Raw genomic sequence first — 25,008 nt, 5'->3', positions numbered from 1 at the left:
CCTACGTAGGACATGTAACCTTTTGAATTCAAATAGACGGTTTAAATATCTTAACCGATCCGGTATGGTCGGAGCGGGTTAGTCCTTTTACTTTTGCAGGACCAACGAGAGTGGTAAAACCCGGTATTAATTTTACCGATTTACCTAAAATAGATGTTATATTAATAAGCCATAATCACTATGACCATTTAGACATCAGAACAATTAAAGATTTGTGGGTACAAGATAAGCCTAAGATTATTACACCGCTAATGAATAACGTAATAATCAAAAAACATATTACCGATGCAGAAATTGTTACCTTAGGGTGGGGAGAGTCATATAAAGAACAAGAAATACAGCTAAATTCAAAAAGTTTCTAAGAAGATGAAATTAAAGGCGATGTAGAATTTTATTTAGAACCGACACAGCATTGGTCAGCTAGAGGAATATTTGATAAAAATAAAGCATTATGGGAAACTTTGATCATTAAAACTAAGATAGGAGATATTTGTTTTATAGGTGATTCGGGTTATAACGATAATCTTTTTAAAGAGATCGGAAAAAAACATAATATTTTAATAATCCTTATTCCGATAGGGGCTTATGAACCAAGATGGTTTATGAAACCGGTGCATATGCATCCTGAAGAAGCCGTATTTACTCATTTGGACTTATGCGCTAAATATTTTCTATAATTAGCTGATAAAGCATTTAATGCCGCTCCTTTGTAACTCCGACAAGCTATGAAAAAACATAATATTGATGAAAATAAGTTGATTACCCCTGAAATAGGTGAATTTTTCCTATTTGATAAAAATGATTTATAGTTTATGCACTTAAATTAGATGTGTTTTGTCTACCCATACTATATGTTTTACTGGATCCCGTGAATAAATCACGGAATGACAGATAGGAATAATAAGCCACACCAACCACCCCTGAACGACACAAAATTCAGTTTATAATGGAGATAAATATATTTATTACTGAATAAAAATTGCCAATTTCTGATTTATCACGAGAAGAGAAAATAGAGCTACTAAATGGTTGGGGGCGTTGCATTAGTCCATAATATTCTACCACTTTTTGCTTCTACTATTCCTATAGACATAAATATATTATCTGCATTACTTACTGAACAACCTAAAGCACTCATTAAAAAGTCACGTGTACGAGCTCCATTAGTCTTTATCATTTGCACATAATTAAGTAATACAAATATATCAGCTCCTGTTTTTTCTCCTAACATTATAACAGGTTCACCTATATTTTTGGTCATTGAGAAAGCTTTTCCTTCAGGCCATAATAAAGGCGTATATAAAGCAGTATAAGTATTATTATAGGATAGGAGCTACGGAAACAAGATACTAAATCATCAAGCTTTTGTGTTCTAATATCTTTGTTGTACAATAGCTTAACTCTTAAACCATTCTTCTGCATTGCTAATGAAATTTCTTGCTTCAACAATTCTTCCAAATGATCTTCATAGTTATATTTACGTTCTTTGCAATTACAAATATCTAACGTATATACTGCCGTTTGCATCGGTAAAACTAATATTTCCTTGTATACATAAGATAATAAAAATTATAGATTTATGAAAAATTTTATGCATAACATTTAAAGTTATCGTCAAGATTTATTTTTTACCTATTACGGTTAAATAATATGGTCATAGAATAAGCAAGTACGGCAAACATGCAAAGATATAAAATCGGGAATAGGTTAAAATCAAATGATTTTATTACCTTTGCACAAATATAATTAGCAGTACCGGACATTAACATTGAGCCGATATTATGTCCTAAACTTATAACACGATAGCGTTCTTTAACTACAAAAGACTTAATAACTATACTATGAGCAAGAGAATTAAAAGGTGCAACTGATGCAGCTAACATTAAACTAGCTGCAAGCCCTAAATTAGTCATTTGATATTTTACTGCTATCACAAAAAATACACTTGCTGTAATAGTACATATAAATGCGATTTTTAATACTGAATTAACTCCTAAGCGATCGGCAATAAAACCGGCAATCGGCATGCAAACAGCAAAACATATTACTATTAAGACCGAAAAAGCACTCATAATAATACCGACTGAAGGTAATACGATCGGTAAATATTGCTTCATAAAGATGATCGCAATTTGATATGTTGCTCCAAAACCTCCGGCTAAAAATATTAACCGTGCAATATTTTTCCATTGCTTTTTAATTATAGAGCTAAGTTTTTCAATAGAATCTTGGCTATAGTGTGCTTTTTTAAACTCCGGTGTTTCATCAAATTTCCGGCGATAATAAAGAGTTATTAATGCAAGTGGTAAACTTAGTAAAAACGGAATACGCCAACCCCACTCCGGAAAAATATGAGAATTAAAGAAATTAGTTGCACCGATTCCGCATAATAAACCCATTACTCCTGTACATCTAGTTATTGCCGAGGCAGTAAATCGGTATTTTGCTCCTAAATGTTCAATAACATAAATCGCTGCACCGTCATATTCCCCTCCAATAAAAATACCTTGCATGAAGCGACATAAAACTAAAATTATTGTACTCCAAACTCCTATCGAGGAATAATCGGGCAATAAACCTATTATTAAGGTAGGGATTACAATACCGATAATCGTAAAACTTAAGGCTTTTTTTCGACCGTATATATCCCCTATACGTCCAAAAATATAAGCACCCATAGGCTTTGATAAATATGCTGCTGCATAAACGGCAAAAACATTTACAAGCTTTGTTAATAGATCAGTACTGGCTGAAAAGAATTTATCAGCGATAATTGCCGCTGAAAAACCATATAAACTATAGTCGTAATATTCAATAATAGTGCCTAAAAAAGCACCGAGAACTTTATTGCGTGATTTTGTTTGTTTCATTTTAAAGGTATACTGTGAGTAAACGAAAAGTAGATAGACGAAGTTTAATTTGGAAAAGAGCAAGGCGTCTTGAAGCTGATAACCGCAGTGTACATACTAGTACGTGAGGATTATCAGCAAAAGACAACGTAGCCAATTTTTCAAATTAAACGAGTATACATGACCGCTTTGGCCGTTACTTAAAATCCTTCAAAGACCTTTATGTAAAGGTGGACTTCATATATCTAAACTGAATTAGTATTAGACAGGGACGATGTCCTAAAAGTTAGTGGTAGTCCTAGGTTAATATTAAGCTCACGAACCAAGCAGCTAAGAGCTAATATATCACTTTCCCATTTTACGTGCAAGGTTTTCTAGGTAACCTGCTATAGTAGTTAAGGTTTCTGCGAATTTTTCTTCGTCGGGATGATTTTTTTGAAGACCATTTTTATTAAGTTTTTCTGTTAGACTAGCTATTTCAGCTTGTGCATTAAGTGATGCCATAACTAATAATAGCTCAAAAGAGGCTGTGGGACTACCAAGTTTAATTTCCGCTATTTTATCATTCAATTTATTCGCTAAAGATAGTAATTCTTCCTCATCTCCATTATTACAATATAATTGAAAACTCTTGTTATTTAATGTTACCGTAACAATTGACATAATTATTTTTGCTGTTTTTTTATTTCTTCAAGTTCATTAATATAAATGTTAATTTGATCTAGCATTATTATATAATTATCTTTTAATGCTTTATTTTCGTTTTGTAATTTTTGAACTTCATTTTGATTATTTACAAGCATACTCAACAAATCATCGAGTTTATGTTCTACTTCTTCCATTAATTTCTTTAGACTGCTATAACTTGCTTCTAAAGGTAATTTGTACGTCGATCCTGTACTCGCATCCTCACGTACGTCTATGTACGCTGCAGTGCCGCGTTCCGTGTCTCCTTCACATGCCTCTTTATTAGCTTCATTCTGTAAGCAGTCTAATATTTCATTATCCATTTTCGTTTAAGCGTTAATTATGAATGGATGACTTACAATAATAATTGATAACATTATAATAGATATAAGTACTAATTGTTTTTTACGTTTATAATTTATCACCGTAGCTCTTTTATTATTTAATAATTTTTCGGTTTCGTTCTGTTTAGTAGCTTCTATCTGCTCTACATTTCTATCTTTTACATTAAGATAATCCAAGTATAATTTTAAGTAACCTCTTACGTATACTTCTCCCGGTAAAACATCAAAATCACCCTCTTCTAAAGCTACTAAATATTTTTTTCTAATTTTTAAATCACTAGATACCTGATTTAAAGTTTTACCTGAATCTAACCTAATTTGCTTAAGCATTGACGACATAATTTACTCAAGTTTTTGTAAGAATATTTCAAATTTCTTGTTTGCTAAAATAATTATATTTAAGTCTATAGTTTCTTGAGCTTTAATTTCTTTAATAAAATCAAGCAAATTTCTAACTAAGTTATTATTATCAATCCATAAATCTAAATCAATAGTTGTTTTAGATTTATTAATTATTTTTATTAATAATCTACGTTGTTTGTCATATAAATCATCTTTTAGCGATTGAATACCTAAGCGACGCCAAAATGAATCGTTCAATTGCCTATCACAAGCTTTACGTAACCAATCAAGACTAAACATATCACTTATAACAAAATAAGCTTTTGCTATCTCTTTATTATTCCCTGAAGTCTGTTTTGTTACATATATAATGTCAAATACTGAAATTAAATTGTCAAATGTAGCGATAGTAGCAGCCAATGATTCCTCTACCCCGCTAGTGGTATAATAATTTAATTTTTCTTCAAATCTTATTTTAGTTTCTCCGACTAATAAAGTATCTACCGTTTTTCTTAAGTTTTGTGCAGGAACTCTAAACTCTTCTATAGTTTCACTAATATTAATAGGATGTTTTAAATTTTTAATAAACCACGAAATACCTCGACGCATTAATTTCGTTATTTCGGTAAACATGTCGATTTTTACATTGTAATCAATATTAGTAGGTAGCTTACTTATCGTTTCCCATATATCATCAAGATCAAAAATTTCACAAATAATGGTATATGACCTTATTATATCACAAAGAGGAGCCCCAATCTCACGCTTTACAATACTAATAAGCGGTCCTCCAAGCTGATTCATTATTTTATTTATAGTAACGGTTTTAATAATCTCATGTTTAAGTGGATGAGATAAAATTTCATTACGAAACTTTTTTTGCATCATTTCAGGAAAATAATCTATAAGATATGCATCAAAATATTTATCATGGGAAAAAGTAGAATTAATTAACTCATGATAAGCAGATCTCTTACTATATGATAGCAATATGCAAAGCTCAGGACGAGTTAATACTTCACCGCTAATAGCTCTGCTATTCAATTCTTCTGCACTAGGCAAGAATTCATTTTCCCGCTCTAATACTTTTTCTTCTTCTAAAATATCTATAAATTGACTAAGTATATTAACAGTTAAAGTAGGAGATAGTTGCATAATTGTTATTGCTTCGGTTTGCTTATAATTATCAAGTAATACTAACTCTTCAACTTGCTTTGTCATATCGTTTAGAAGTTTATTACGTTCTTCTAAAGTAATTTTTCCTGAGGTTATCGCACTACTTAAAGCAATCTTGATATTTACCTCATGATCGGAGCAATCAACACCTGCTGAATTATCAATAAAGTCAGCATTTATGCGCCCGCCTTTTTTAGCATATTCAACTCTACCTCTCTGTGATACCCCAACATTACCGCCTTCTGCTATAACTTTTGCTCTAATTTCTTCACCGTTACATCTAAGGTTATCATTTGCTTTATCACCGATTTCTAAATTATTTTCCGTTTTAGCTTTGATATAAGTGCCTATTCCGCCATTCCACAATAAATCAACATCTGCTTTTAAAATAGCTTTAATTAATTCTTCCGGTGATAATTCATTATCATTTATATCAAGTAATTTTTTAATTTCCGGCGATAATTTTATTAATTTACTACTGCGTTCAAATACTTTGCCTCCTTTAGAAATAAGCTTAGAATCATAATCAGACCAATTAGAACCCTTTAAATTAAATAAACGCAAACGCTCATTAAAACTTGATAAAGGATCAGGAGTAGGATCAATAAATATATGTTTATGATTAAAGGCAGCAACTAACTTAATAGTCTCTGATCTGAGCATACCGTTACCGAACACATCTCCCGACATATCTCCTATACCTACGACGGTAATAGGGTCTTTTTGGACATCTAACCCTAAAGTTTTAAAGTGATTAGTTACGGAAATCCAAGCTCCCTTGGAAGTAATAGCCATTTTTTTATGATCGTAACCTGCAGAACCACCGGAAGCAAAAGCATCATCAAGCCAGTAATTATATTCTCTTGCCACACTATTAGCATAATCCGAAAATGAGGCTGTACCTTTATCGGCAGCAACCACTAAATAAGGATCTTCTTTATCATAAATAATAACGTCTTTTGGATGTACTACTTTACCGTCAATGATATTATCAGTTATGTCTAATAAACCTCTAAGGAAATTCTTATAGCATTCTACCACTTTTTCCATATATTCATCACGAGTAAGCCCTTCCTCAGTAAAATGAACATAAAATCCGCCTTTAGAACCGACAGGGACAATAACAGAATTCTTAGTCATTTGTGCTTTCATAAGCCCAAGGACCTCAAGCCTATAATCTTCTGCTCTATCCGACCATCTAAGCCCTCCGCGTGATACGGGACCGCCTCTTAAATGAACAGCTTCAAAATTTCTAGAATAAACAAATGCTTCGGCAAACGGAACAGGTTTAGGTAAATCCGGTACTTTTGAAGAATCAAACTTAAATGAAAAAATATGTTTATGTGGTTGATAGTAATTTGTTCTAGTAATAGCATTAACTATACCAAGCATATTACGTAGTACTTTATCTTCACTACTCATCTCAACGGTTACTAAGTAATTATTTAGTTTATCTTTAATTACGTCACAATTATTATCCGAATGTTTAGGATTAAATTTTATATCAAATAGATTTACCAACATTTTTGTATATTCGGGATGTTTAAGTAACGTTAACTGTACATAGCCTTTACCATAACTAAATCCCGTTTGATGTAAATATCTTGTTAAAGCTTTGACGAGTTTAACTTGCTTCCAATTAAAACCGGCAAGCACTATTAATTTACTTAAAGAATCATTAGCAAGCATCCCAAGTGCCATTTTGTCTAAAGCTTCTTCAACATTTATTTTTAATTCGGTAATATTATCCTTTACAGGTACAATAGAAGTTAAGATAAAATTATATATCCAGCTTTCTTTGATTTCGAGAGCCTCCTTAATTGCAAAAGTTTGTTCATCAATTGCTTTAAAACCTAAATTTTCTATTGGCGGCAATATGTTAGAAAGTGCAAGTTTTACTTTTGGACTATATATTTTTAAGTAAAATTCCGTTTCATTTACAGAAACTAGATTAAACATACATTTTTGTGACTTACTTGCTTCCGTTAGATATTCAATATCTACTAAAGCTATTTCCGGAGAAAATTTTTGCCGATAATCTGCCGAAAAAACATTATCAAAAAGCTTTAAATTAATACCTGCTTGATATTCGCTGAATTTTTTAGAAAACTTAAAATAAAAATCTTCACTCCAACATGTAGAGATACGATCTAAATCTTGCTGTATTATTTCTGCTTCAAAATTTATTTTATGTTCCCCTTGTGCTTCAAGCGTTACAAAAAGATAAGAAAAATTACCGGCTACTTCGGTGATATAGTTGGATAAAATTTTACTACCGAATTTTTCTGCTAAATAACAATCTATCATATTATGGATTTCAGCCGTTAAACGTTCTCGTGGCAGAAAAATTATGATATTAAGAAAAGAACTAGACCAATCATATTGAATAAATAATTTAAGCTTCTTACTCATCATACTTGAGAGCATATGTAAACACATACAATATAAATCGCCTTGATCAATTTGTATTAAAGCTTCTCTCGGTAACGACTCCATTAAAATTCTTAACTTATCAGCATTATAACCAGATAATGCAAAACCGGCTTTCTCAATTACAAAATTAAATTTTTGTCGTAGGATTGGAATATTACTTATTGAATGGTAATACATATTTGAATTATATATACCGAAAATTATACTTCCCGAAATATATTCACCCGAAGAGTCAAAATTTTTCACTAAGATATAGTCGATTAAATTATCTGAATGGATAAGCGACGCACTATTTATTTTACCGAGTATTATTAATTGATTTTGATATAAAGGATTAGCAGAACATTTTATAATATCATCAATCTCGTCTTTTACTTCTTGCCATATTTTTGCTGCTCCTATTTCATTGCTTAATTTTAAAGATTTTACTTCAAAATCAAGAGTCCCTAATAAAACCAAATTATCGTTTTGTAACCAATTTAAGAATTCTTTAGCCTCTTTAAAATTTAATTTATAATTATCAATTATATTTTTAGATAAATCTTGTAATTTTGTGCGTAATTGCGGTAAATGGCTATAGCTTTGCTCTAACTTTTCTAATCTTTCATTTATAGCCTCGGTTAAAAATGTAGTAGTTTTATCGTCAAAATTTCCTAAAATGGTTAAATGTAGTATTGATTCTGATTTTTCATCCGACACAGAATTTTCTAATATTTTTTCTAATTCTCCTTTACTATTTCGGACACAGTTTATTACCGGATGGAGTAAAAACTTAGTTTGCAAATTCATGTTTTTAAGCAGACATATGATAAAATCAACAATATGCGGCTTATTATCAAGTAATATCAAGACATTTATTGCTGGATCATTTTCGATAACTGTCTTTGTTATTGCTATTTTTCTTGCTCTTGCTATCCTTTGCTTAAAAAACTTAAAGGCTTCATCTGCAAAATTTTGGAATAATTTTGCTCTATTCTCAAAATCATAATCTATCGGAATATAATTTAAAAACTTTTGAATAAAATCTATATATATGGAACTTGACTCACGTTCCTTGCTAAGTTCTAGAATTTTAGTTTTATAATTCGGAATTTGACAATTTAAACGGCTAAAGTTTAAAGAGGTTGTTTTTGGGGTCATGATTTTCTTAATTAATAATAATATGATTATTTCTGTTGTTATTATATTATATAAAATAACTTAAGCAAGAGGCATAGAAAATAAGTGGAAACGATATTTGCACAAAGCTCTGCATTCGGTAAAGCAGGCGTAGCAGTTTTTAGGATTTCTGGTCCTAAAAGTTTAGAAGTTTTACAGCTACTTACCGGTAGAAAGAACTTTAAATCGAGATTAATGTATTATCAACAAATTACAGTCCCTGAAACTAAGGAGCTAATCGATAATGTTATGGTTGTCTATTTTAAGTCACCTGGTAGCTTTACCGGGGAAGACGTAGTCGAAATTCACACGCATGGCAGTAAAGCTATATCTATAATGCTGACAAATGCATTATTAAATATAGCTGGTATTCGTTTGGCAGAAGCAGGAGAGTTTACCAAAAGAGCTTTTTTAAATAACAAATTTGATTTAACAGCAGCAGAGGGGATAGCAGATTTAATTAATGCCGAAACTATAATGCAGCATAAGCAAGCAATTAGACAAGCAAGCGGCAAACTTGAAGCATTATATAATAATTGGCGTAGTCAGCTTTTAAAAATTATCTCTCTGCTTGAAGCTTATATAGATTTCCCGGATGAAGATATACCTGATACCGTCCTTAATGAAGTTACTAATACTCATACAATTCTTGTAAATACAATATCGGAATATCTTAATGATAACAGAAAAGGAGAATTACTACGAAGTGGTCTTAAGCTTGCAATTATCGGTCCGCCAAACGTTGGTAAGTCTAGCTTACTAAACTTCTTAATGCAGAGAGATATAGCGATTGTCTCAAATATTGCAGGAACTACTAGAGATATAATTGAGGGACATTTAGACATTGGCGGCTATCCTATTATTTTACAGGATACAGCAGGTATAAGAGAAGAAAGTAGTGACATTATCGAGCAGGAAGGTATAAAACGAGCTATAAATTCAGCTAAAACAGCAGATATTAAAATTATAATGTTTGATGCCGAAAAATTAGACTCCTCTATAAATGAAGATATTATTAATTTAATTGATGAAAATACTATCACAATAATTAATAAAATCGATTTAATCGAAGCTAGTAAAATCTTTTCTATTGAAAATAAATATAAATGCTTAAGAGTTTCAGTAAAAAATAATATTGCTCTTTCAAGTATATTAAAAAATATTGAAAATATTGCCGAAAATATGGCAGGATTTACCGAAACTCCTTATATAACAAATCAGCGTCATCGTAACTATTTACAACAAGCTCTCTCACATTTAACGGCTTTTAGCTTAGATAATGATTTAGTTCTAGCAACTGAAGATATTAGAATGACGGCACGCTGCATCGGTGCAATTACGGGTGTTATCAACGTAGAAGAAATACTAGGCGAGATCTTTAAAAATTTCTGCATAGGTAAGTAATATTGTATAGCTCGTTCTATGTCATCCCCGCAAGGTATTATTGCATGGACACCAAATCATCATTGCGAGCGACTGTAAGGAGCGTAGCAACCTCATGAAACAGTAGATTTCTTGCATAACCTCCTTCTAAAGATAATTTGTACTTCAATCCGGTACTCACATCCGTTTCCTGTAAATTCCTCTTTATTAAGATAGGTTATGCAAGAAGTCTAGTACAAAATGATTGCCACGTCGAGGCTTTGTCTCTCCTCACAATGACGAAAAAAAACGAAACATTACAGCATAACAATCATCTTTCTCAAATCTTTCCATATATTAATTTATTTTAACTTTATCTTGACAAAAACATTAACATACTTTAGAAACCACGTTTTATTAATTAAAGGAGTAACATTATGGCATCTATATTAAATATAAGTTTTAAATGCGTTATGCCTATATTTAGCAATGAAATAGTAAGCCGTCTACCGGGTAATGTAAGCCACATCATTCATAAATTAAGCAGTACTATATTTTCATCAGTATATAGTACTGTTGAAGGAGCTTTTAAAAAAGGTTATATAGTGGATCATACACAGTGTAATTGGAAAAACATTGAACAATCTTTCAATGAGTCCCCAAATGATTTTTCAATACTACACCAAGAGTGCAACAATGGTTTAAATATTCCAATAAATAATATTTTTATCGATGCTGAAAATAATCCTCATATACTTTTACAACAAGCCGTAACACCTAATCAAAACGGTACGGCTAGTATTCTTAGTCAACTTTATAAAGTAATGAATGATTATATATTCTCTCAAGGCAATATTACCGAAACTAGCGGAGCTGATTTCTTAGGTTTAAATGAATGCACTAAAGAAGAAGCTATGAGTGCTTTACAAAACTATAACGCTTATAAAGAAACTTTAATCCCTCGTGAATCGTTTATAAATACTCTTGAAAATACTCTAAATCACTTAGGTCTCTCTTTAGATAATGTCTCTCCTACAAAAATAGGTAAAGATATTTTAGATCAACTCGGTAAAGCTTACACTGACCCTACTACTACAGAAAGACCTAACGATGATACAAATGACGGTGGATATAGCAGCGGTGCTTATATAGCTGGAATAGCATTAGGAACATTAGCTGTAGGTACGATCTTAGGGTATTGCATTAAATATGGATGGGATTGGTATAAGGGAAGAAATATAAAAAATGAAAATTTAGATTTAGCAATTAAGAATAAAGAATTAGCATTTGTAGAACTATTATATGAAAATTTTAAGAAGAATGCAGTTATATTCGATGAAGTTATAAAAATAAATAATTTACATGATATTATAAAACTAGCAAAATCTATTAAGGAATATGAATTCTCAATACTACCACTAACTAATTTAAATAATGAAATTGTAAAATTAAATTCCCCATCCGCTATAGCAATAAACTTAGATTCTTCAAGCGGAATATTGCATGAAATATGTAAGAGTCTTGGCGGTGATGATAGTTTTCAGACTATCAGCAACTTTGCACGCTTAATAACAATTATACGAACAGCAAATCCCAAGTCTGAAGAATATAAAGAAAGCATTATAGAAATATTTGAGATATTTAATCCTTGTTACACAGATATTGACTATCAAAATTGCGAAATGCCTTTATTAGCCGATGTATCATCACCATATAACTCCTTAGGTATAGAAGCATAGAACGTTGTTAGTACCATAACAAACCATCATTGACTTTTTGAAAGTTATATATAAAATGATGCTTAGAGTAGCAAAGTGCTATTTCGGGGTGTCGCAACCTCTGCCAAAAGTGAGAACATTTCTTACAAAACTGATGCAATCCTCGACTTCACAGTCGGGGTTATAATAGTTATGTCCAAGGTTTAAAGCTTAAGCTTAGAACCTAAAGGCTATTATGGCTATCGTTGATGGTTTTCTTACTCCCCCGACCACCAAGAGTTTCTTTCTCTTCAGTGGTTGAAACTTAAGCAGTTTAAGTTTAATTAATCGGGAACAACTATGTCTGACCACAATACTAAAACCATCTCAAGACTCATCATAGAATTTATTTTAAATGAAAATAAAAAAATCTAAGAGCCGAGATAGCAGATTTACTAGAAAGACCTATAACAAAAAGCGATATCGAAAGAATAGAACCACGCTTAACAGAATTAGAAAAAATATTTAGTAATGATTTATAGCATTGAAAATATCATCATCTCATTTTATTAACTACCTACTATAAAAATAAGCACTAAGATCATTATTAACCATTATGGTAAATAGTGCAAAAATAGCAAAAGACGGTAAGGTTTCTATACCAGTTTCATCATATTAATGTAGAGAGATAGATGCTTTAAAAGGATGAAGAACATACATAATCACACCCGCCAATATTAGCATGATTATTCCTAGAATAATACCTACTATATTATGCATTTACAAAAGTAATATTAACCTCCTTAATTAATTCGTGAGCAAATAAAGGTGGTAGTTGTTGAGCAATAATTATTCCTTCACCGATTGAGTCATAAGCTATTTCTGCAATTGATACAGAAACACCGTGAGGCATTACTAGATTGTTACTAATATATAAAGACGTAATACTCACAATCACAGCTATACCTAATACATTACCTAATTCATATGCTGTTTCTTGTAATGCTGCTGCACCTCCAGATCTCTCTGCCGGTACTGCATTCATCATAACTGTTACGGTGTAGATAGGCATAGACTACTTCCTATACCAAGCAATCCAAGATATATAATATAGTATTCGATAATAAATCTCTATAGTCACTATGTAAAATCAATGATATAGTAGTAAAGATAAGCCCACTAAACATTATTACACGTGCGATAAATCGTGTGAGTAAATATGGCATAACTAAAGATGCAATTAAAGCAAAAACTGCTGCAGGCAACATATAAAGACCTGCATACAAAGGACTTAACCCTTTGATAAACTGAAGGACATAAGATACATTATGGATCCTAAGACACACGTAATCAGCAAATAAACTATTACTCCTATACTAAAATTGCTAATTAAGAATAAACGCATATCCACTAACGGATCATCAATTTTAAGTTGGCGTAACGTAAGGTAACTATTATTAGTAACACAATGCCAATTAATAGCATTCCGCCGGATGCTAGATTCATAATACCGTATTTAGCCAACATCTTAATGCCTTGAACTAAAGCTGCCATCCCAAAAAACGATTGAAATACTCCTATCCAATCCCATGGGTTCATTACTAGGATTAGATGATTTAGGAATCCAAACTATATCAAAAGCAATAATTACTAATGCAATAGGTGCATTTATTAAAAAATGCAAATTGCCAACTTAAAAGCTCAACCAATACTCCTCCTAGTACTGGTCCTATAGCTACTCCTACGGTTGCCATTATTCCCCACACGGATATTGCGATCATACGTTCATGTGTATTATAAAGTGGAAGGCATCATCACTGATCCTCCTAACCCAAGTAAAGCACGACATAATACTAATCCCCATAAGCTATCAAATACATAAACTAACATTGAAGCGATGGAAAAAACTAAAAGCCCCCAAAGTAATAATCTTTTACGACCAAATCTATCTCCTAATGCACCTGCGGTAACGAGAAGACCTGATAATACTAATGCATATGCATTGATTATCCATAATTGTTGTAAATTAGATGGTTTTAAATCAAGGATTATAGTAGGCATAACAGCATACAAGACTGTAGCATCCATCGATACCAAAAGTAAGCAAATGCTTAAAATAATTAAAATATGCCATCTAAATTTATAAGATATAGATGATGAATTATCTTTAGCGATATATTCAGTTTGCGGAAATTGTGGTACCATATGTGATAAGTTATTTAATAAGGGTTTTACTAAATCCATCTTTTTCGAGAACTATGGGACTGTTAACAAGTAATTTAATTAGCTTTAAAATTTCTTTTGTTAATAGTCCTAGGTTAATTCAGTTGGTAACATAGTAAGCAAGTCCAAATCAATTAACCATAACACAAGTAAATTTAACATCTAAGCATCACCTAGTATGGAAGTCAAGATTTAATCTTACAAGCACAATAACATAAATAAAATTTGATTTTTCTTTCTCAAGCTTATATTTTAATTGGTAAGTTTATAATATGGAAATTTATGTCAAATACAGATAAGGAAAGAGCCATTGCCGCAGCACTCGCACAAATTGAAAAAAGCTACGGTAAAGGTTCGGTAATGAAACTAGGGCAGCGTCCGCATGTTGATATAGAGGCCGTATCGACCGGCTCACTTGGGCTAGATATAGCTCTTGGAATCGGCGGTGTTCCCAAAGGTAGAATCATCGAAATTTTTGGTCCTGAAAGCTCAGGTAAAACCACTCTAACATTGCATTTAATTGCAGAAGCTCAAAAAAAGGGTGGTACATGTGCTTTTATTGATGCCGAGCATGCATTAGACCCTGCTTATGCTAAAAAATTAGGCGTAAATATTGATGAGCTTATTATTTCACAGCCCGATACAGGTGAACAAGCCCTAGAAATTGCCGATACGTTAATTCGCTCCAGCGGTATTGATATGATAATAATAGATAGTGTTGCGGCTTTAGTACCGAAATCAGAGATTGAGGGCGAAATGGGTGATGCTCAAATGGCTTCTCAAGCAAGGTTAATGAGCCAGGCTTTGCGTAAACTTACTGCATCAATTAATCGCACCAATTGTATTACTGTTTTCATCAATCAAATCAGAATGAAAATAGGTGTGCTGTTCGGTAGTCCTGAAACTACGACAGGCGGTAATGCCTTAAAATTCTATGCTTCTGTTAGGATCGATATAAGAAGAATCGGCTCCATTAAAGATAAAGACGAAGTAATAGGCAGCCAAACCAAAGTAAAAGTAGTCAAAAACAAAGTATCTCCTCCATTTAAAACTGCAGATTTTGATATAATGTACGGTTCAGGTATTTCAAAAGAAGGCGAGATAATCGACCTTGGAGTTAAGCTTGATATTGTTGAGAAATCCGGCTCTTGGTTTTCCTACAAGAACGTACGCATAGGTCAAGGGCGTGAAAACGTCAAACAATATTTAAAAGAACATCCACAAATTTCCAACGAAATTGAGAAAATAATACGTGAAAAATCGTCAAAAATTACTAATATAAATCTTGATCAAACGGAGGAAGAAAATGATTGATTTAACAGGTAAAACTTCCTTAATTACGGGAGCTTCAGGAGGCATAGGTGGAGCTATAGCGAGGTTACTGCACAAACTCGGAAGCCATGTAATTATTAGCGGTAGTAATGAGGAAAAATTAAAATCCCTTGGAAAGGTTGTAAAAGATAATTATACGATAGAAGTATGTAATCTTGCCGATAAGGAAGAATGTAGCAATTTAATATCTAAAGCATCAAAGTTAGATATTTTAGTATGTAATGCCGGTATTACTAGCGATACGCTAGCAATTAGAATGAAAGATGAAGATTTTGACAAAGTTATTGATATTAATTTAAAAGCAAATTTTATTTTAAATCGTGAAGCAATAAAAAAAATGATACAAAACAGGTATGGACGTATTATTAACATATCTTCAATAGTAGGAATTTCAGGTAACCCCGGGCAGGCTAATTATTGTGCTTCTAAAGCAGGTTTAATAGGTATGACCAAATCGCTCTCTTACGAAGTTGCAACCAGAGGAATTACGGTTAACACAGTAGCTCCAGGATTTATTAAATCAGATATGACCGATAAACTAAATGAAAAACAAAGAGAAGCTATAGTACAAAAAATTCCGCTAGGCACTTACGGTATGCCGGAAGACGTGGCAAACGCAGTTGCATTTTTAGCAAGCGATCAGGCATCATATATTACCGGTCAAACTATACATGTAAACGGCGGTATGTTAATGGTATAAATAGTTAATAAGATTATTTTGTGCTAGCATAAAATAATTTTTTGTGCTAGAAGTTCTTTTAAAGATAAAATGCGATGAATATTTTAAATAAATATTCATACAGTTAAAATAAAGTCTAATAGCTGAATAACCGCTATTATATGGCATATAAAATTAAATGATTTATGGAGTTCAAATTATGAGTACAACGGATAAGATCGAACAGAAAGTTATTGAAATGGTTGCTGAAAAGCTAAATAAAGATAAATCGATAATAACTACGGATTCAAGATTTATAGAAGATTTGAAAGCTGATAGCCTTGATACCGTAGAGTTAATGATGGCAATAGAAGTTGAATACGGTATTGATATCCCTGATGATGAAGCCACTAAAATTAAAACCGTATCTGATGTTATAAAATATATCAAAGAACACCAATCTTAATCTGCATAAAAAATCCCTAATAGATAATTAAAAATGTCGAATCAAAGAGTAAATAAAAGAGTAGTTATTACCGGACTTGGGCTTGTTACTCCTGTTGGGCTTAATGTTAGCTCATCTTGGAAAAATATTGTAGATGGAGTAAGCGGTATAAAAACTATTACAGAATTTGACACTTCTAAACTTGCATGTAAAATTGCCGGACTTATAGATAACTCTGAGAAAGATGGATTTAAACTTGAAAATTTCACACAAGCAGATGACATTAATAGACTAAGTAAAATGGATAAATTTATCCATTACGGAGTAGCAGCCGCAACCGAAGCAGTTGAAGATAGCGGCTGGTTACCCGACGATGAAAAATCTCGTGATAGAACCGGCTTGATATTAGGTTCAGGAATCGGCGGGCTTAAAATGATCGAAGATACCTCTATCAAACTTTATCAAGAAAATAACGGCAAAGTTAGTCCTTTCTTTATCCCCGCTTCATTAATTAATCTTTTATCCGGTCTTGTTTCTATAAAATACGGTTTTAGCGGTCCAAACCAAACGGCAGTAACAGCTTGCTCTACAGGGGCACATGCTATAGGCGATGCTATGCGTATGATAAAGCACGGCTATGCCGATGTTATGATCGCAGGCGGTGCGGAAGCTCCAGTTACACCTGTCGGAGTTGCAGGTTTCGTTGCTGCTAGAGCATTATGTACTAAATATAACGATAATCCTAAAAAAGCCTCAAGACCTTGGGATCAAGACCGCAGCGGCTTTGTTATGGGTGAAGGAGCAGGCGTTGTAGTCTTAGAAGAATATGAGCATGCATTAAATCGAGGGGCTAAAATTTACGGTGAAGTTATAGGATACGGCTCTACAGGTGACGCCTATCATATGACAGCTCCACATCCTAAAGGTAGAGGAGCTTATAGAGCGATGAGAGACGCAATACTAGATGCAACTATCACACCCGATATGATTGATTATATTAATGCACACGGTACTTCTACTACACTTGGTGATGGAATAGAATTAGCAGCCGTACAAAAATTATTTTTAGAAGCGAATCCCAAAGTTTTAATGTCTTCTACTAAATCATCAATAGGACATTTGCTTGGTGCGGCAGGAAGTGTTGAGTTTATCTTTTCAGCTCTTGCAATTAGAGACCAGATTGCACCGCCAACCTTAAACTTAGATACCCCTATGGATGAGGTGAATATAGATTTAGTTGCACTTAAAGCTAAGAAAACTAAGATAGATTACGTGCTTTCCAACTCGTTCGGATTCGGTGGTACTAATGTTAGTTTAGTGATTAAGAATATACTCGTTTAATTTAAAAAATTGGCACAAAGTCCTATAAGCACTGTGGTACTCACGTATTAAGTATACGTTCCGCTCCTCGTCTTATGGACTCCTTGTGCTTTTCCAAATTAAACTTCGTTTACCAACCTTTAACTTAATGTCATTCCTGCGAAAGCAGGAATCCAGTAAAACATATAAAAACTTATTTTTATATGTTTATTCTATCAAATATGTAATTTTGTACCAATATTAAGGTTATTTTTCTAGATTCCTGCTTTCGCAGGAATGACATAAAAACTAGCCAATAATCAACTATGACCCCAATTTATTACATTAAAGACGGTAACTTAAGTTTTGCGGATAAAGTAATTTTATCTGATTTAGAGCTTTATTTGTACACAGGCGATAAGATTTGTCTTATAGGACGTAACGGCTGCGGGAAATCAAGCTTAATGAAAGTCATATCAGGTGATTACGAGTTAGATAACGGTGCATTATTTCAAGATCCTTTAGTTACAACCGGTTATTTAAGACAAGATATTTCTATAAAAACTCATCTAACTGTTTATGATTTTGTCTTACAACAAACAGATAGTACAAAAGAAATAGATAAATACCAAATCGATATAATTCTAGAAAAATTACAAATCAACGGAACAGATAATTTATCCACCTATTCAGGCGGTCAACTGAGAAGAGCAAGCCTTGCTAAAGCTTTAATATTAGAGCCGGAAATATTACTACTTGATGAACCGACTAACCATCTAGATATTGCAACAATCGAATGGTTAGAAGAATTTGTTAAATCTTATAACGGTGCTATTATTTGCGTTAGTCATGATAGAACATTCCTCTCAAATGTTACTAATAAAATTTGGTGGCTTGATAGAGGAATTTTACGTAAATCCGATAAAGGATTTAAATTTTTTGATGAATGGCAAACAATTATCATAGACCAAGAAGAAGCCGCTCTTCGGAAATTAAATAAAAAATTATCTCAAGAAAATGAATGGTTAAATGCCGGTGTTACTGCTAGACGTAAACGAAATCAAAAGAGACTTGCGGATTTGAAAGCTTTAAGAGCAATAACACAAGAACAGACTGCAAAACTAGCTAGTTCAACACAAAGAGTTAGGGCAGAGCTTGCCGAAAATATAGCTAAAAGTAAATTCATTATTGAAGCAGATAATATTACTTTTAGTTATAAAAATACTAAAATTATTGATAATTTTAGCTTTCGTGTAAAAAACGGCGAGAAAATTGGTATAATCGGTGCAAATGGCTCAGGCAAATCTACCTTTATCAAACTACTAACAAAACAGCTTACCCCTGAAAGCGGCAAAATTATATATGGCAGTAATTTAGATATTTCATATTTTGATCAACATAGAGAAAAACTAGAGCCTAATCATACATTACAACAAACTTTATGTCCTACAGGCGGTGATCAAGTATTTTTGCCACACGGTAAAACCATGCATGTTGCCGGTTATTTAAAACAATTCATGTTTAATCCTAAACTACTTAATGCAAAAACCGCTATTTTATCAGGCGGTGAAGCTAATAGATTATTACTTGCAAAAATTCTAATTAACCCTGGCAATCTGTTAATTTTAGATGAACCGACTAATGACCTCGATATGGATAGTCTGGAAATTTTACTAGATATACTTACAGATTATTCAGGTACTTTAATAGTCGTGAGCCATGATCGTGACTTTTTAGATAGGTTAGTTACTAGAACTTTAGTTTTCGCTCAAGGTAAAATTCATGATTTAACAGGAGGTTATGAAGATTATAAGCAGTATTTTACTACCTCTCCTATAGCCAAAAAAGCTTCAAAACCACTATCACTAACTGCTCAAAAAGAACCTCTAAATAAAAAGCTATCTTATAAATATCAGCGTTTGCTTGAAACATTGCCCAACTATATTGAAAAGCTAGAAATATCCATCAAACACTTAGAAAAAGAACTTGAAGACGTTAATCTATATTTAGATAATCCTCAAAAATATAACCGCATTACTAGCCAATTAATTAATGATAAAAAGAAACTAGACGAGTTATTAAATCAATGGCTAGAAATACAAGATTAATTTTTATTAAAATTTTCTTGACTTAATTATTAACTTTTGTTAACGTTTCTTAGCGTTAATATTAAAGATGATGAGCATGTCTGATATAACAGCTACATTAAAATATAAATTCGATAATTTAAAAGAGCATCTTAACAATTTCTCGCTCTCAAATAGAAATAATTCTAGGAGAATTGAGTAGTTTACAAAGCGAAGCAGCTTCATATGGCTTGAATTTTGACATATCCAATCTAAAAGAGACTGCTGAAACTAAGCTCAAGAACTATGAAGTAGAACAATCTATTGAGAAAGCTAGGGTTCAAGAAGAAGAATTTCTAAAATCACAAAGAGCAATAAAACTTGCCGAAGAAGAAAAAGAAATCGCACAAAGAATTGCTGCACTTAATAATTTGCATAATGAATTTATAAAAAATATTACTAAAGATACTAAAAGAATTGAAGAAAGTAATAAGCGTTTAGATAAGATAATAAATAAACTAGAAAAGGAAAACATTATTGATCATGAAGAGTTAAATCGTGAAATATTAACTCATGAAGAAATATTTAAACTAAATCAAGCGTATAAAGTATTACATAAAAACCATAAAAAAATAACTGAAGAACACAAACAAGCACATACAGAATTAAATGAATTAAATAAAACAATAACGAATTTATCACAACAATTACAAGAAAAAGGCTTAGCACCAAAAAAAGTTAAAGAATTAAAAGGAGAATTAGAATTTCACCAAGAAATGTTAAAAATACATAAGGCACATGTAGAGAAGATTGAAAATAGTAAAAAAATATTAGATCAAGAAATTATTAAACATGAAAAAGAACACAACATAAATAAAGATAAAATAAAGAAATTAGGAAGTGATATTAAAGAGCGTTATAAAAAAGAACCAGAAAAGTATTTAGATGCATATGAAAAATATTTAGTTCTAAAACATCAGCATAAAGCAATTAAGACAGACGGCGTTGTAAAAGATATAGAGCATCATAATAAAGTACTAAATAAAATTAACGTGGATAAAACTAAATCTTTAGCTAATAAAATCAGAGAACAAACACAAGTAAAAGATACTAATACTGGGAGTTTATCTCCTGCTCGTACTCCTAATATTAAAGTTACAAATAATAAAACGAGAGGAATTTAACTAAATTAGTAATTATTATGTCTAAATTTAAAAATTTAACTCCTGAACAAAGAAAAGCAGCTTTAGAAGCTGCAAAAGTACAATTTGAAGAACAACAGCAAAAACATAACGCAATATTTAAAGAAGCTATGCAAGCAAGTAGTCAAATCCACCAATATAATCAAGATTTAGGTAATTGTGTGGATAATACTTCCAAAGATATCAAACTTACCGGTAAAGCTTCTAAAGGCGTATGTGAAATAATATAACATTCTAAAAGCTGTAACTATATAGTTGCAGCTTTTGTATCATTTTGAATTAAGCTCGAAAGACCTATTGCCTGTATTTTGTCTGACAATTTAAAGCTAATCTCACCTGGAAATATTACATTAATTTGATCAAGTTTTAAATCTTCTAAAGATATTTGCATTGATTTTGTAATGCTCGGTGTATTTGTATATTTAATTTCAAACCCCAAACGTTTTCCATTTTTAAAAATTAAAAGATCTATTTCCGCTCGATTATGAGATGACCAAAAATAACATTCTTCGGGTTCGGCTTTATAATATCTAACAATTTGTTCTAAGGCAAATCCTTCCCATGATGCACCTATTTTAGGATGAGTGCTTAAAGCTTCATAATTATTTAAGCCTAATAAAGCGTGATATATTCCACTATCTCTAAAAAAGATTTTTGGAGTCTTAACTTGTCTTTTTTTAAGGTTTTCATACCAAGGCTGCAAAATACGGATCATAAAAGTTCCCTCTAAAATATCTAAATAATGCTTTGCGGTATGATATGAGATAGATAAAGAATTTCCAAGTTCTGAAGCATTCAATATATTAGCGTGATAATGGCAAAGCATTAACCAAAACCTACGTAACTGCATAGACGGAATTGTAAAACCTAAATTTGGTATATCTCTTTCTAAAAATGTTTTAATGTAATTCTGACGCCATAAAGCACTTAACTCTTCATCATCTGCAAGATATGATAAAGGAAATCCGCCACGTATCCATAATTGCTGAGTACCTGACACTTCAGATAAGGTAAACGGTGTCATTTCAATATAACCTATTCTACCTGCTAGTGTTTCAGAACCTTGTTTAATTAAGTCTCTTGATGCACTGCCTAGTACTAAAAATTTAATATCAGTTGTATCAACAAGAACTCTTAAAATAGGGAATAGATTCGGTTTATACTGAATTTCATCAATAATAACAAATCCTTTTAGATCAGACAAAGCAAGCATCGGTTCATTTAATCTTGCTAAATCTAAAGGATTTTCAAGATCAAAAATATTGATTTTAGGAATATTATAAGCTTCTACGAACTGTTTAGAAAGTGTAGTTTTTCCACACTGCCTTGGTCCTAACAAGGCACAAACTTTATGAGTTTTAAAATGTTTTATTATTGATGAAAGGAATTGTTTTCTAAGCATTTAAATTAGTACCATGAAAATTAGAAACATAACGTCTAATTCTCAGTATAGAAAGAAAAAACGACAAAGTCAAAACGCTTTGTCTCGTGCTGCAACTATAATCGCATGTATTTTTTTAAGCGTCCGGTCAAAATCATCGTTAGTAACTACATAATCATACTCATTAGAATGTGATATTTCGTTTTGTGCCGACTGCATACGTAATTTTATTGCTTCTTCATTATCGGTCGCTCTATTTCTTAAGCGTTGTTCCAATACTTCAATATTAGGAGGCAATACAAATATAGCAACAACATTAGTAGCATTTTTCTTAATACTCCTTGCTCCTTGCCAATCAATATCAAACAAAACATCCAAGCCTTGATTTAATAACATTTCGACATATTCTTTAGGCGTACCGTAATAATTATCGTATATTTTAGCATATTCAAGGAATTTATTCTGCTTAACTAATTCTTCAAACTCTAGACCGGTCTTAAAGTAATAGTCTATGCCCTCTACTTCTCCTAAACGTGGTTTTCTTGTAGTTGCCGAAATAGATAAACGCAAATTATTATCTATTTTCAATAATGCTTTAGCTAAACTCGACTTACCTGTACCTGAAGGGGAAGATAAAATTATAATCAGTCCTTTAGAGTTCCTCGAAAGTGCTACTTCTAGAGGTAATTTAGACGTCGCTGCGGTGCTACATTCCATGTCTCCTTTAAATTCCTCTCTATAAGCGCATTTCTGAAGAACTCTTTTATTTTTCGTTGTCATATTTTATGTTTTATTTCGTAGCTACAGCATATTTCAGAAAGATTTAGACAAGATGAATTTAAATGCAAGCCTGCGGCGAAAGCAGTAGGTAAACTACGTGAGTGAGTACAGGCTAGTCATGCAAAATTCGCTTGTATCAAGCTTTATGAATTATTCTGTACTTTTCTTTTTATTACCTCATCCATAGTACAATTAAAATATTTTGCTATTTTTAAAATAGTATCTATTTCAGGGTTGAATTCACGATTAGCTTCCGCTCTCATAATCCTGCTAACAGTAGTATAAGGGATATTAGTGACTTCGGCAAGATATTTACGATCTATCTTTTCTTGTTTTAATTTTTCTTCTAAAAATTCTTTTACTTTAGTAGCAAGTGCCATATTAATAACCTCTGAATCAATAAAGGATAGATATATACAAAGTGTGTCGAGTATTACCAGCCTTGTTACATGGATCGAAAAGCCTACTCAATGTCATTCCCGCGTAGGCAAAAATCTAGTAAAACCATATAAAAACTTGTTTTTATATGGTTATTTTATCAAATATATAACTTCTGTAGCAATATTGAAGTTATTTTGCTGAATTCCCACCTACACGGGAAAGCTTTGTTGCTAGTATTTTTTATTATTTTTTGGCCCCCGTGGTCAAGCCACGGGGTGACACACAGGTGATTGTACCGATCCATGCAACAATGCCTACGCGGTAATGACATAGAGTACAAAAAAAACAGAAATTACTCCTTAGGCAATAATACTTGTACAAATTCCGTTTTAGATAGATCAGCTGCTACGTTTACCATAACATCATGTTCTGTCACTTTAGACACATAGCCCACTAAAATACCTGCAGGATAAATATTACCGTGTCCAGAGGTGACTATCTCCTCATCTTTCTGTACTAAATGATTGTTAGGCAAGTATAAAATTTTACTATTATTATTATTACCTGCTAAAATACCTTGTTCTCTTGAAGAATTAGCTTTAATAGGTATTCTAGAATTAACATCGCTAATTAACATTACTTTAGCATAATTATTACTCACTTCTATTACTTTTCCTACTAATTTTCCTGAATTAACAACGATTTGATCAGGTTCAATGCCTTGCTTTTTACCTGCAGAAATCAAAGCAGTTCTAGAAAAGGGATTAAAGGAAACACTCAGTAATTTAGTAGTAATATATTCAAATTCTTCTTCCTCAGCAATCGTTAACAAATCTTTTAATGCAATGTTTTCGGCTCTTACCAATTCTACTTCACTTTGTAAATGTTGTAATCTTGCTATCTCAAGTTTAAGTTCTATATTTTTTCGTTCTAAATCTTGAAAATAAACAAATTTTTGTGTTATTGAATTTATATATTCAAATATATCTTCATACACTGCTAAACCGGTTGATACTATATTACCGGTTACTTCAAGTGATATACTAGATATTTTTTTAGGTGTAGTAAAAAATAAATATACAGACAATCCAAGCCCAAATATAACAAAAAAACGCTTAAGAGTATTTGATATTATTCTTATTAATTCTAATGAATTTGAAGAATTTTTTACTCTATTTGCAAGTATTGCCATT

The 25,008-nt window shown here is 32.0% G+C and carries 23 protein-coding genes, 1 other RNA gene and 2 pseudogenes; 10 read left to right on the top strand and 16 right to left on the bottom strand.

The genetic code is table 11. The features are described 5' to 3' along the window. Positions 1-26: 26 nt before the first annotated feature. Positions 27-677 (top strand): annotated as a pseudogene (locus WSW_RS1000000113010) (MBL fold metallo-hydrolase). A gap of 344 nt (positions 678-1,021) precedes the next feature. Here WSW_RS1000000113010 and WSW_RS1000000109375 read toward each other — a convergent pair. The 8 genes from WSW_RS1000000109375 to WSW_RS0103890 all read right to left on the bottom strand — a co-directional run bounded on the left by WSW_RS1000000109375 (position 1,022) and on the right by WSW_RS0103890 (position 8,971). Then, positions 1,022-1,261 (bottom strand): hypothetical protein, encoded by a 240-nt coding sequence (locus tag WSW_RS1000000109375; RefSeq protein WP_016917158.1) that lies wholly within the window; start codon positions 1,259-1,261, stop codon positions 1,022-1,024. Next, positions 1,258-1,527, bottom strand: coding sequence for a hypothetical protein (locus WSW_RS1000000109370; RefSeq protein WP_016917157.1), 270 nt, complete (start codon positions 1,525-1,527; stop codon positions 1,258-1,260). Before WSW_RS1000000109370 ends, WSW_RS1000000109375 begins: the two co-directional genes overlap by 4 nt. A 101-nt stretch (positions 1,528-1,628) precedes the next feature. Next, the gene (locus tag WSW_RS0103910; protein WP_004997456.1) at positions 1,629-2,870 is read right to left on the bottom strand and encodes an MFS transporter; all 1,242 of its coding nucleotides are present in this window, start codon (positions 2,868-2,870) and stop codon (positions 1,629-1,631) included. Between the two features lie 156 nt (positions 2,871-3,026). Continuing rightward, a non-coding RNA gene (gene ssrS, locus WSW_RS1000000110625) (6S RNA) lies at positions 3,027-3,185 on the bottom strand. Between the two features lie 9 nt (positions 3,186-3,194). Then, positions 3,195-3,512: a cell division protein ZapA gene (locus WSW_RS0103905; protein WP_004997454.1), complete on the bottom strand. Its 318-nt coding sequence runs from the start codon at positions 3,510-3,512 to the stop codon at positions 3,195-3,197. Positions 3,513-3,514: 2 nt separating this feature from the next. Next, positions 3,515-3,859 (bottom strand): palindromic element RPE1 domain-containing protein, encoded by a 345-nt coding sequence (locus WSW_RS0103900; RefSeq protein ID WP_016917156.1) that lies wholly within the window; start codon positions 3,857-3,859, stop codon positions 3,515-3,517. 6 nt (positions 3,860-3,865) lie between these two features. After that, entirely contained in the window at positions 3,866-4,219 is a 354-nt protein-coding gene (locus WSW_RS0103895; protein ID WP_016917155.1) for a helix-turn-helix domain-containing protein, read from the bottom strand. Positions 4,220-4,222: 3 nt separating this feature from the next. Then, positions 4,223-8,971, bottom strand: coding sequence for an NAD-glutamate dehydrogenase (locus WSW_RS0103890; RefSeq protein WP_016917154.1), 4,749 nt, complete (start codon positions 8,969-8,971; stop codon positions 4,223-4,225). Positions 8,972-9,055: 84 nt separating this feature from the next. Between WSW_RS0103890 and mnmE the strand changes: the two genes are divergently transcribed. Together mnmE and WSW_RS0103880 are read left to right on the top strand one after the other, a co-directional pair. Further along, a complete protein-coding gene (gene mnmE, locus WSW_RS0103885; RefSeq protein WP_016917153.1) occupies positions 9,056-10,393 on the top strand; it encodes a tRNA uridine-5-carboxymethylaminomethyl(34) synthesis GTPase MnmE in 1,338 nt (445 codons plus the stop codon). Between the two features lie 395 nt (positions 10,394-10,788). Further along, positions 10,789-12,090, top strand: coding sequence for a DUF5460 family protein (locus tag WSW_RS0103880; RefSeq protein WP_016917152.1), 1,302 nt, complete (start codon positions 10,789-10,791; stop codon positions 12,088-12,090). A gap of 730 nt (positions 12,091-12,820) precedes the next feature. Here the strand turns inward: WSW_RS0103880 and WSW_RS1000000111610 are convergent. The 4 genes from WSW_RS1000000111610 to WSW_RS1000000113590 form a co-directional block, all read right to left on the bottom strand. Beyond that, complete coding sequence (locus WSW_RS1000000111610; protein ID WP_238528495.1) at positions 12,821-13,120, bottom strand: hypothetical protein; 300 nt, start codon at positions 13,118-13,120, stop codon at positions 12,821-12,823. A gap of 338 nt (positions 13,121-13,458) precedes the next feature. Then, positions 13,459-13,647 carry a hypothetical protein gene (locus tag WSW_RS1000000112000; protein ID WP_167316247.1) on the bottom strand — a complete coding sequence of 63 codons (189 nt, stop codon included), beginning with the start codon at positions 13,645-13,647 and terminating at the stop codon, positions 13,459-13,461. 35 nt (positions 13,648-13,682) lie between these two features. Then, positions 13,683-13,802, bottom strand: a complete 120-nt coding sequence (locus WSW_RS1000000113595) for a hypothetical protein (protein WP_016917148.1) — start codon at positions 13,800-13,802, stop codon at positions 13,683-13,685. A gap of 40 nt (positions 13,803-13,842) precedes the next feature. Next, positions 13,843-14,253, bottom strand: coding sequence for an MFS transporter (locus tag WSW_RS1000000113590; protein WP_029374979.1), 411 nt, complete (start codon positions 14,251-14,253; stop codon positions 13,843-13,845). A 300-nt stretch (positions 14,254-14,553) separates the two neighbouring features. Between WSW_RS1000000113590 and recA the strand changes: the two genes are divergently transcribed. The 7 genes and pseudogenes from recA (at position 14,554) to WSW_RS0103820 (ending at position 21,503) form a co-directional block, all read left to right on the top strand. Continuing rightward, positions 14,554-15,585 carry a recombinase RecA gene (gene recA / locus WSW_RS0103850; RefSeq protein ID WP_029374978.1) on the top strand — a complete coding sequence of 344 codons (1,032 nt, stop codon included), beginning with the start codon at positions 14,554-14,556 and terminating at the stop codon, positions 15,583-15,585. Then, entirely contained in the window at positions 15,578-16,303 is a 726-nt protein-coding gene (fabG, locus tag WSW_RS0103845; protein ID WP_012151300.1) for a 3-oxoacyl-ACP reductase FabG, read from the top strand. Before recA ends, fabG begins: the two co-directional genes overlap by 8 nt. A 178-nt stretch (positions 16,304-16,481) precedes the next feature. Then, complete coding sequence (gene acpP / locus WSW_RS0103840) at positions 16,482-16,727, top strand: acyl carrier protein (protein ID WP_029374977.1); 246 nt, start codon at positions 16,482-16,484, stop codon at positions 16,725-16,727. A 33-nt stretch (positions 16,728-16,760) separates the two neighbouring features. Continuing rightward, a complete protein-coding gene (gene fabF, locus WSW_RS0103835; protein ID WP_016917144.1) occupies positions 16,761-18,047 on the top strand; it encodes a beta-ketoacyl-ACP synthase II in 1,287 nt (428 codons plus the stop codon). 284 nt (positions 18,048-18,331) lie between these two features. After that, a complete protein-coding gene (locus tag WSW_RS0103830; RefSeq protein WP_016917143.1) occupies positions 18,332-20,113 on the top strand; it encodes an ABC-F family ATP-binding cassette domain-containing protein in 1,782 nt (593 codons plus the stop codon). Between the two features lie 76 nt (positions 20,114-20,189). Next, positions 20,190-21,255: pseudogene (gene roaM, locus WSW_RS0103825) on the top strand (actin-based motility regulator RoaM). A 17-nt stretch (positions 21,256-21,272) separates the two neighbouring features. Continuing rightward, complete coding sequence (locus WSW_RS0103820) at positions 21,273-21,503, top strand: hypothetical protein (protein WP_016917141.1); 231 nt, start codon at positions 21,273-21,275, stop codon at positions 21,501-21,503. Between the two features lie 17 nt (positions 21,504-21,520). Here the strand turns inward: WSW_RS0103820 and WSW_RS0103815 are convergent, their stop codons facing one another. From WSW_RS0103815 to mreC, 4 genes are all read right to left on the bottom strand, one after another. Then, complete coding sequence (locus tag WSW_RS0103815) at positions 21,521-22,675, bottom strand: ATP-binding protein (protein WP_016917140.1); 1,155 nt, start codon at positions 22,673-22,675, stop codon at positions 21,521-21,523. Between the two features lie 69 nt (positions 22,676-22,744). After that, the gene (gene gmk / locus WSW_RS0103810) at positions 22,745-23,434 is read right to left on the bottom strand and encodes a guanylate kinase (RefSeq protein ID WP_016917139.1); all 690 of its coding nucleotides are present in this window, start codon (positions 23,432-23,434) and stop codon (positions 22,745-22,747) included. A 143-nt stretch (positions 23,435-23,577) separates the two neighbouring features. Continuing rightward, the gene (locus tag WSW_RS0103805; protein ID WP_004997409.1) at positions 23,578-23,814 is read right to left on the bottom strand and encodes a helix-turn-helix domain-containing protein; all 237 of its coding nucleotides are present in this window, start codon (positions 23,812-23,814) and stop codon (positions 23,578-23,580) included. A gap of 353 nt (positions 23,815-24,167) precedes the next feature. Continuing rightward, complete coding sequence (gene mreC / locus WSW_RS0103800) at positions 24,168-25,007, bottom strand: rod shape-determining protein MreC (RefSeq protein WP_016917138.1); 840 nt, start codon at positions 25,005-25,007, stop codon at positions 24,168-24,170. Position 25,008: the final 1 nt, after the last annotated feature.

The organism is Rickettsia honei RB, assembly GCF_000263055.1.
GTDB classification, from domain to species: domain Bacteria; phylum Pseudomonadota; class Alphaproteobacteria; order Rickettsiales; family Rickettsiaceae; genus Rickettsia; species Rickettsia rickettsii.
Note: the sequence above shows the minus strand (reverse complement) of the source record. Positions and strands in the feature narration are given on the sequence as shown.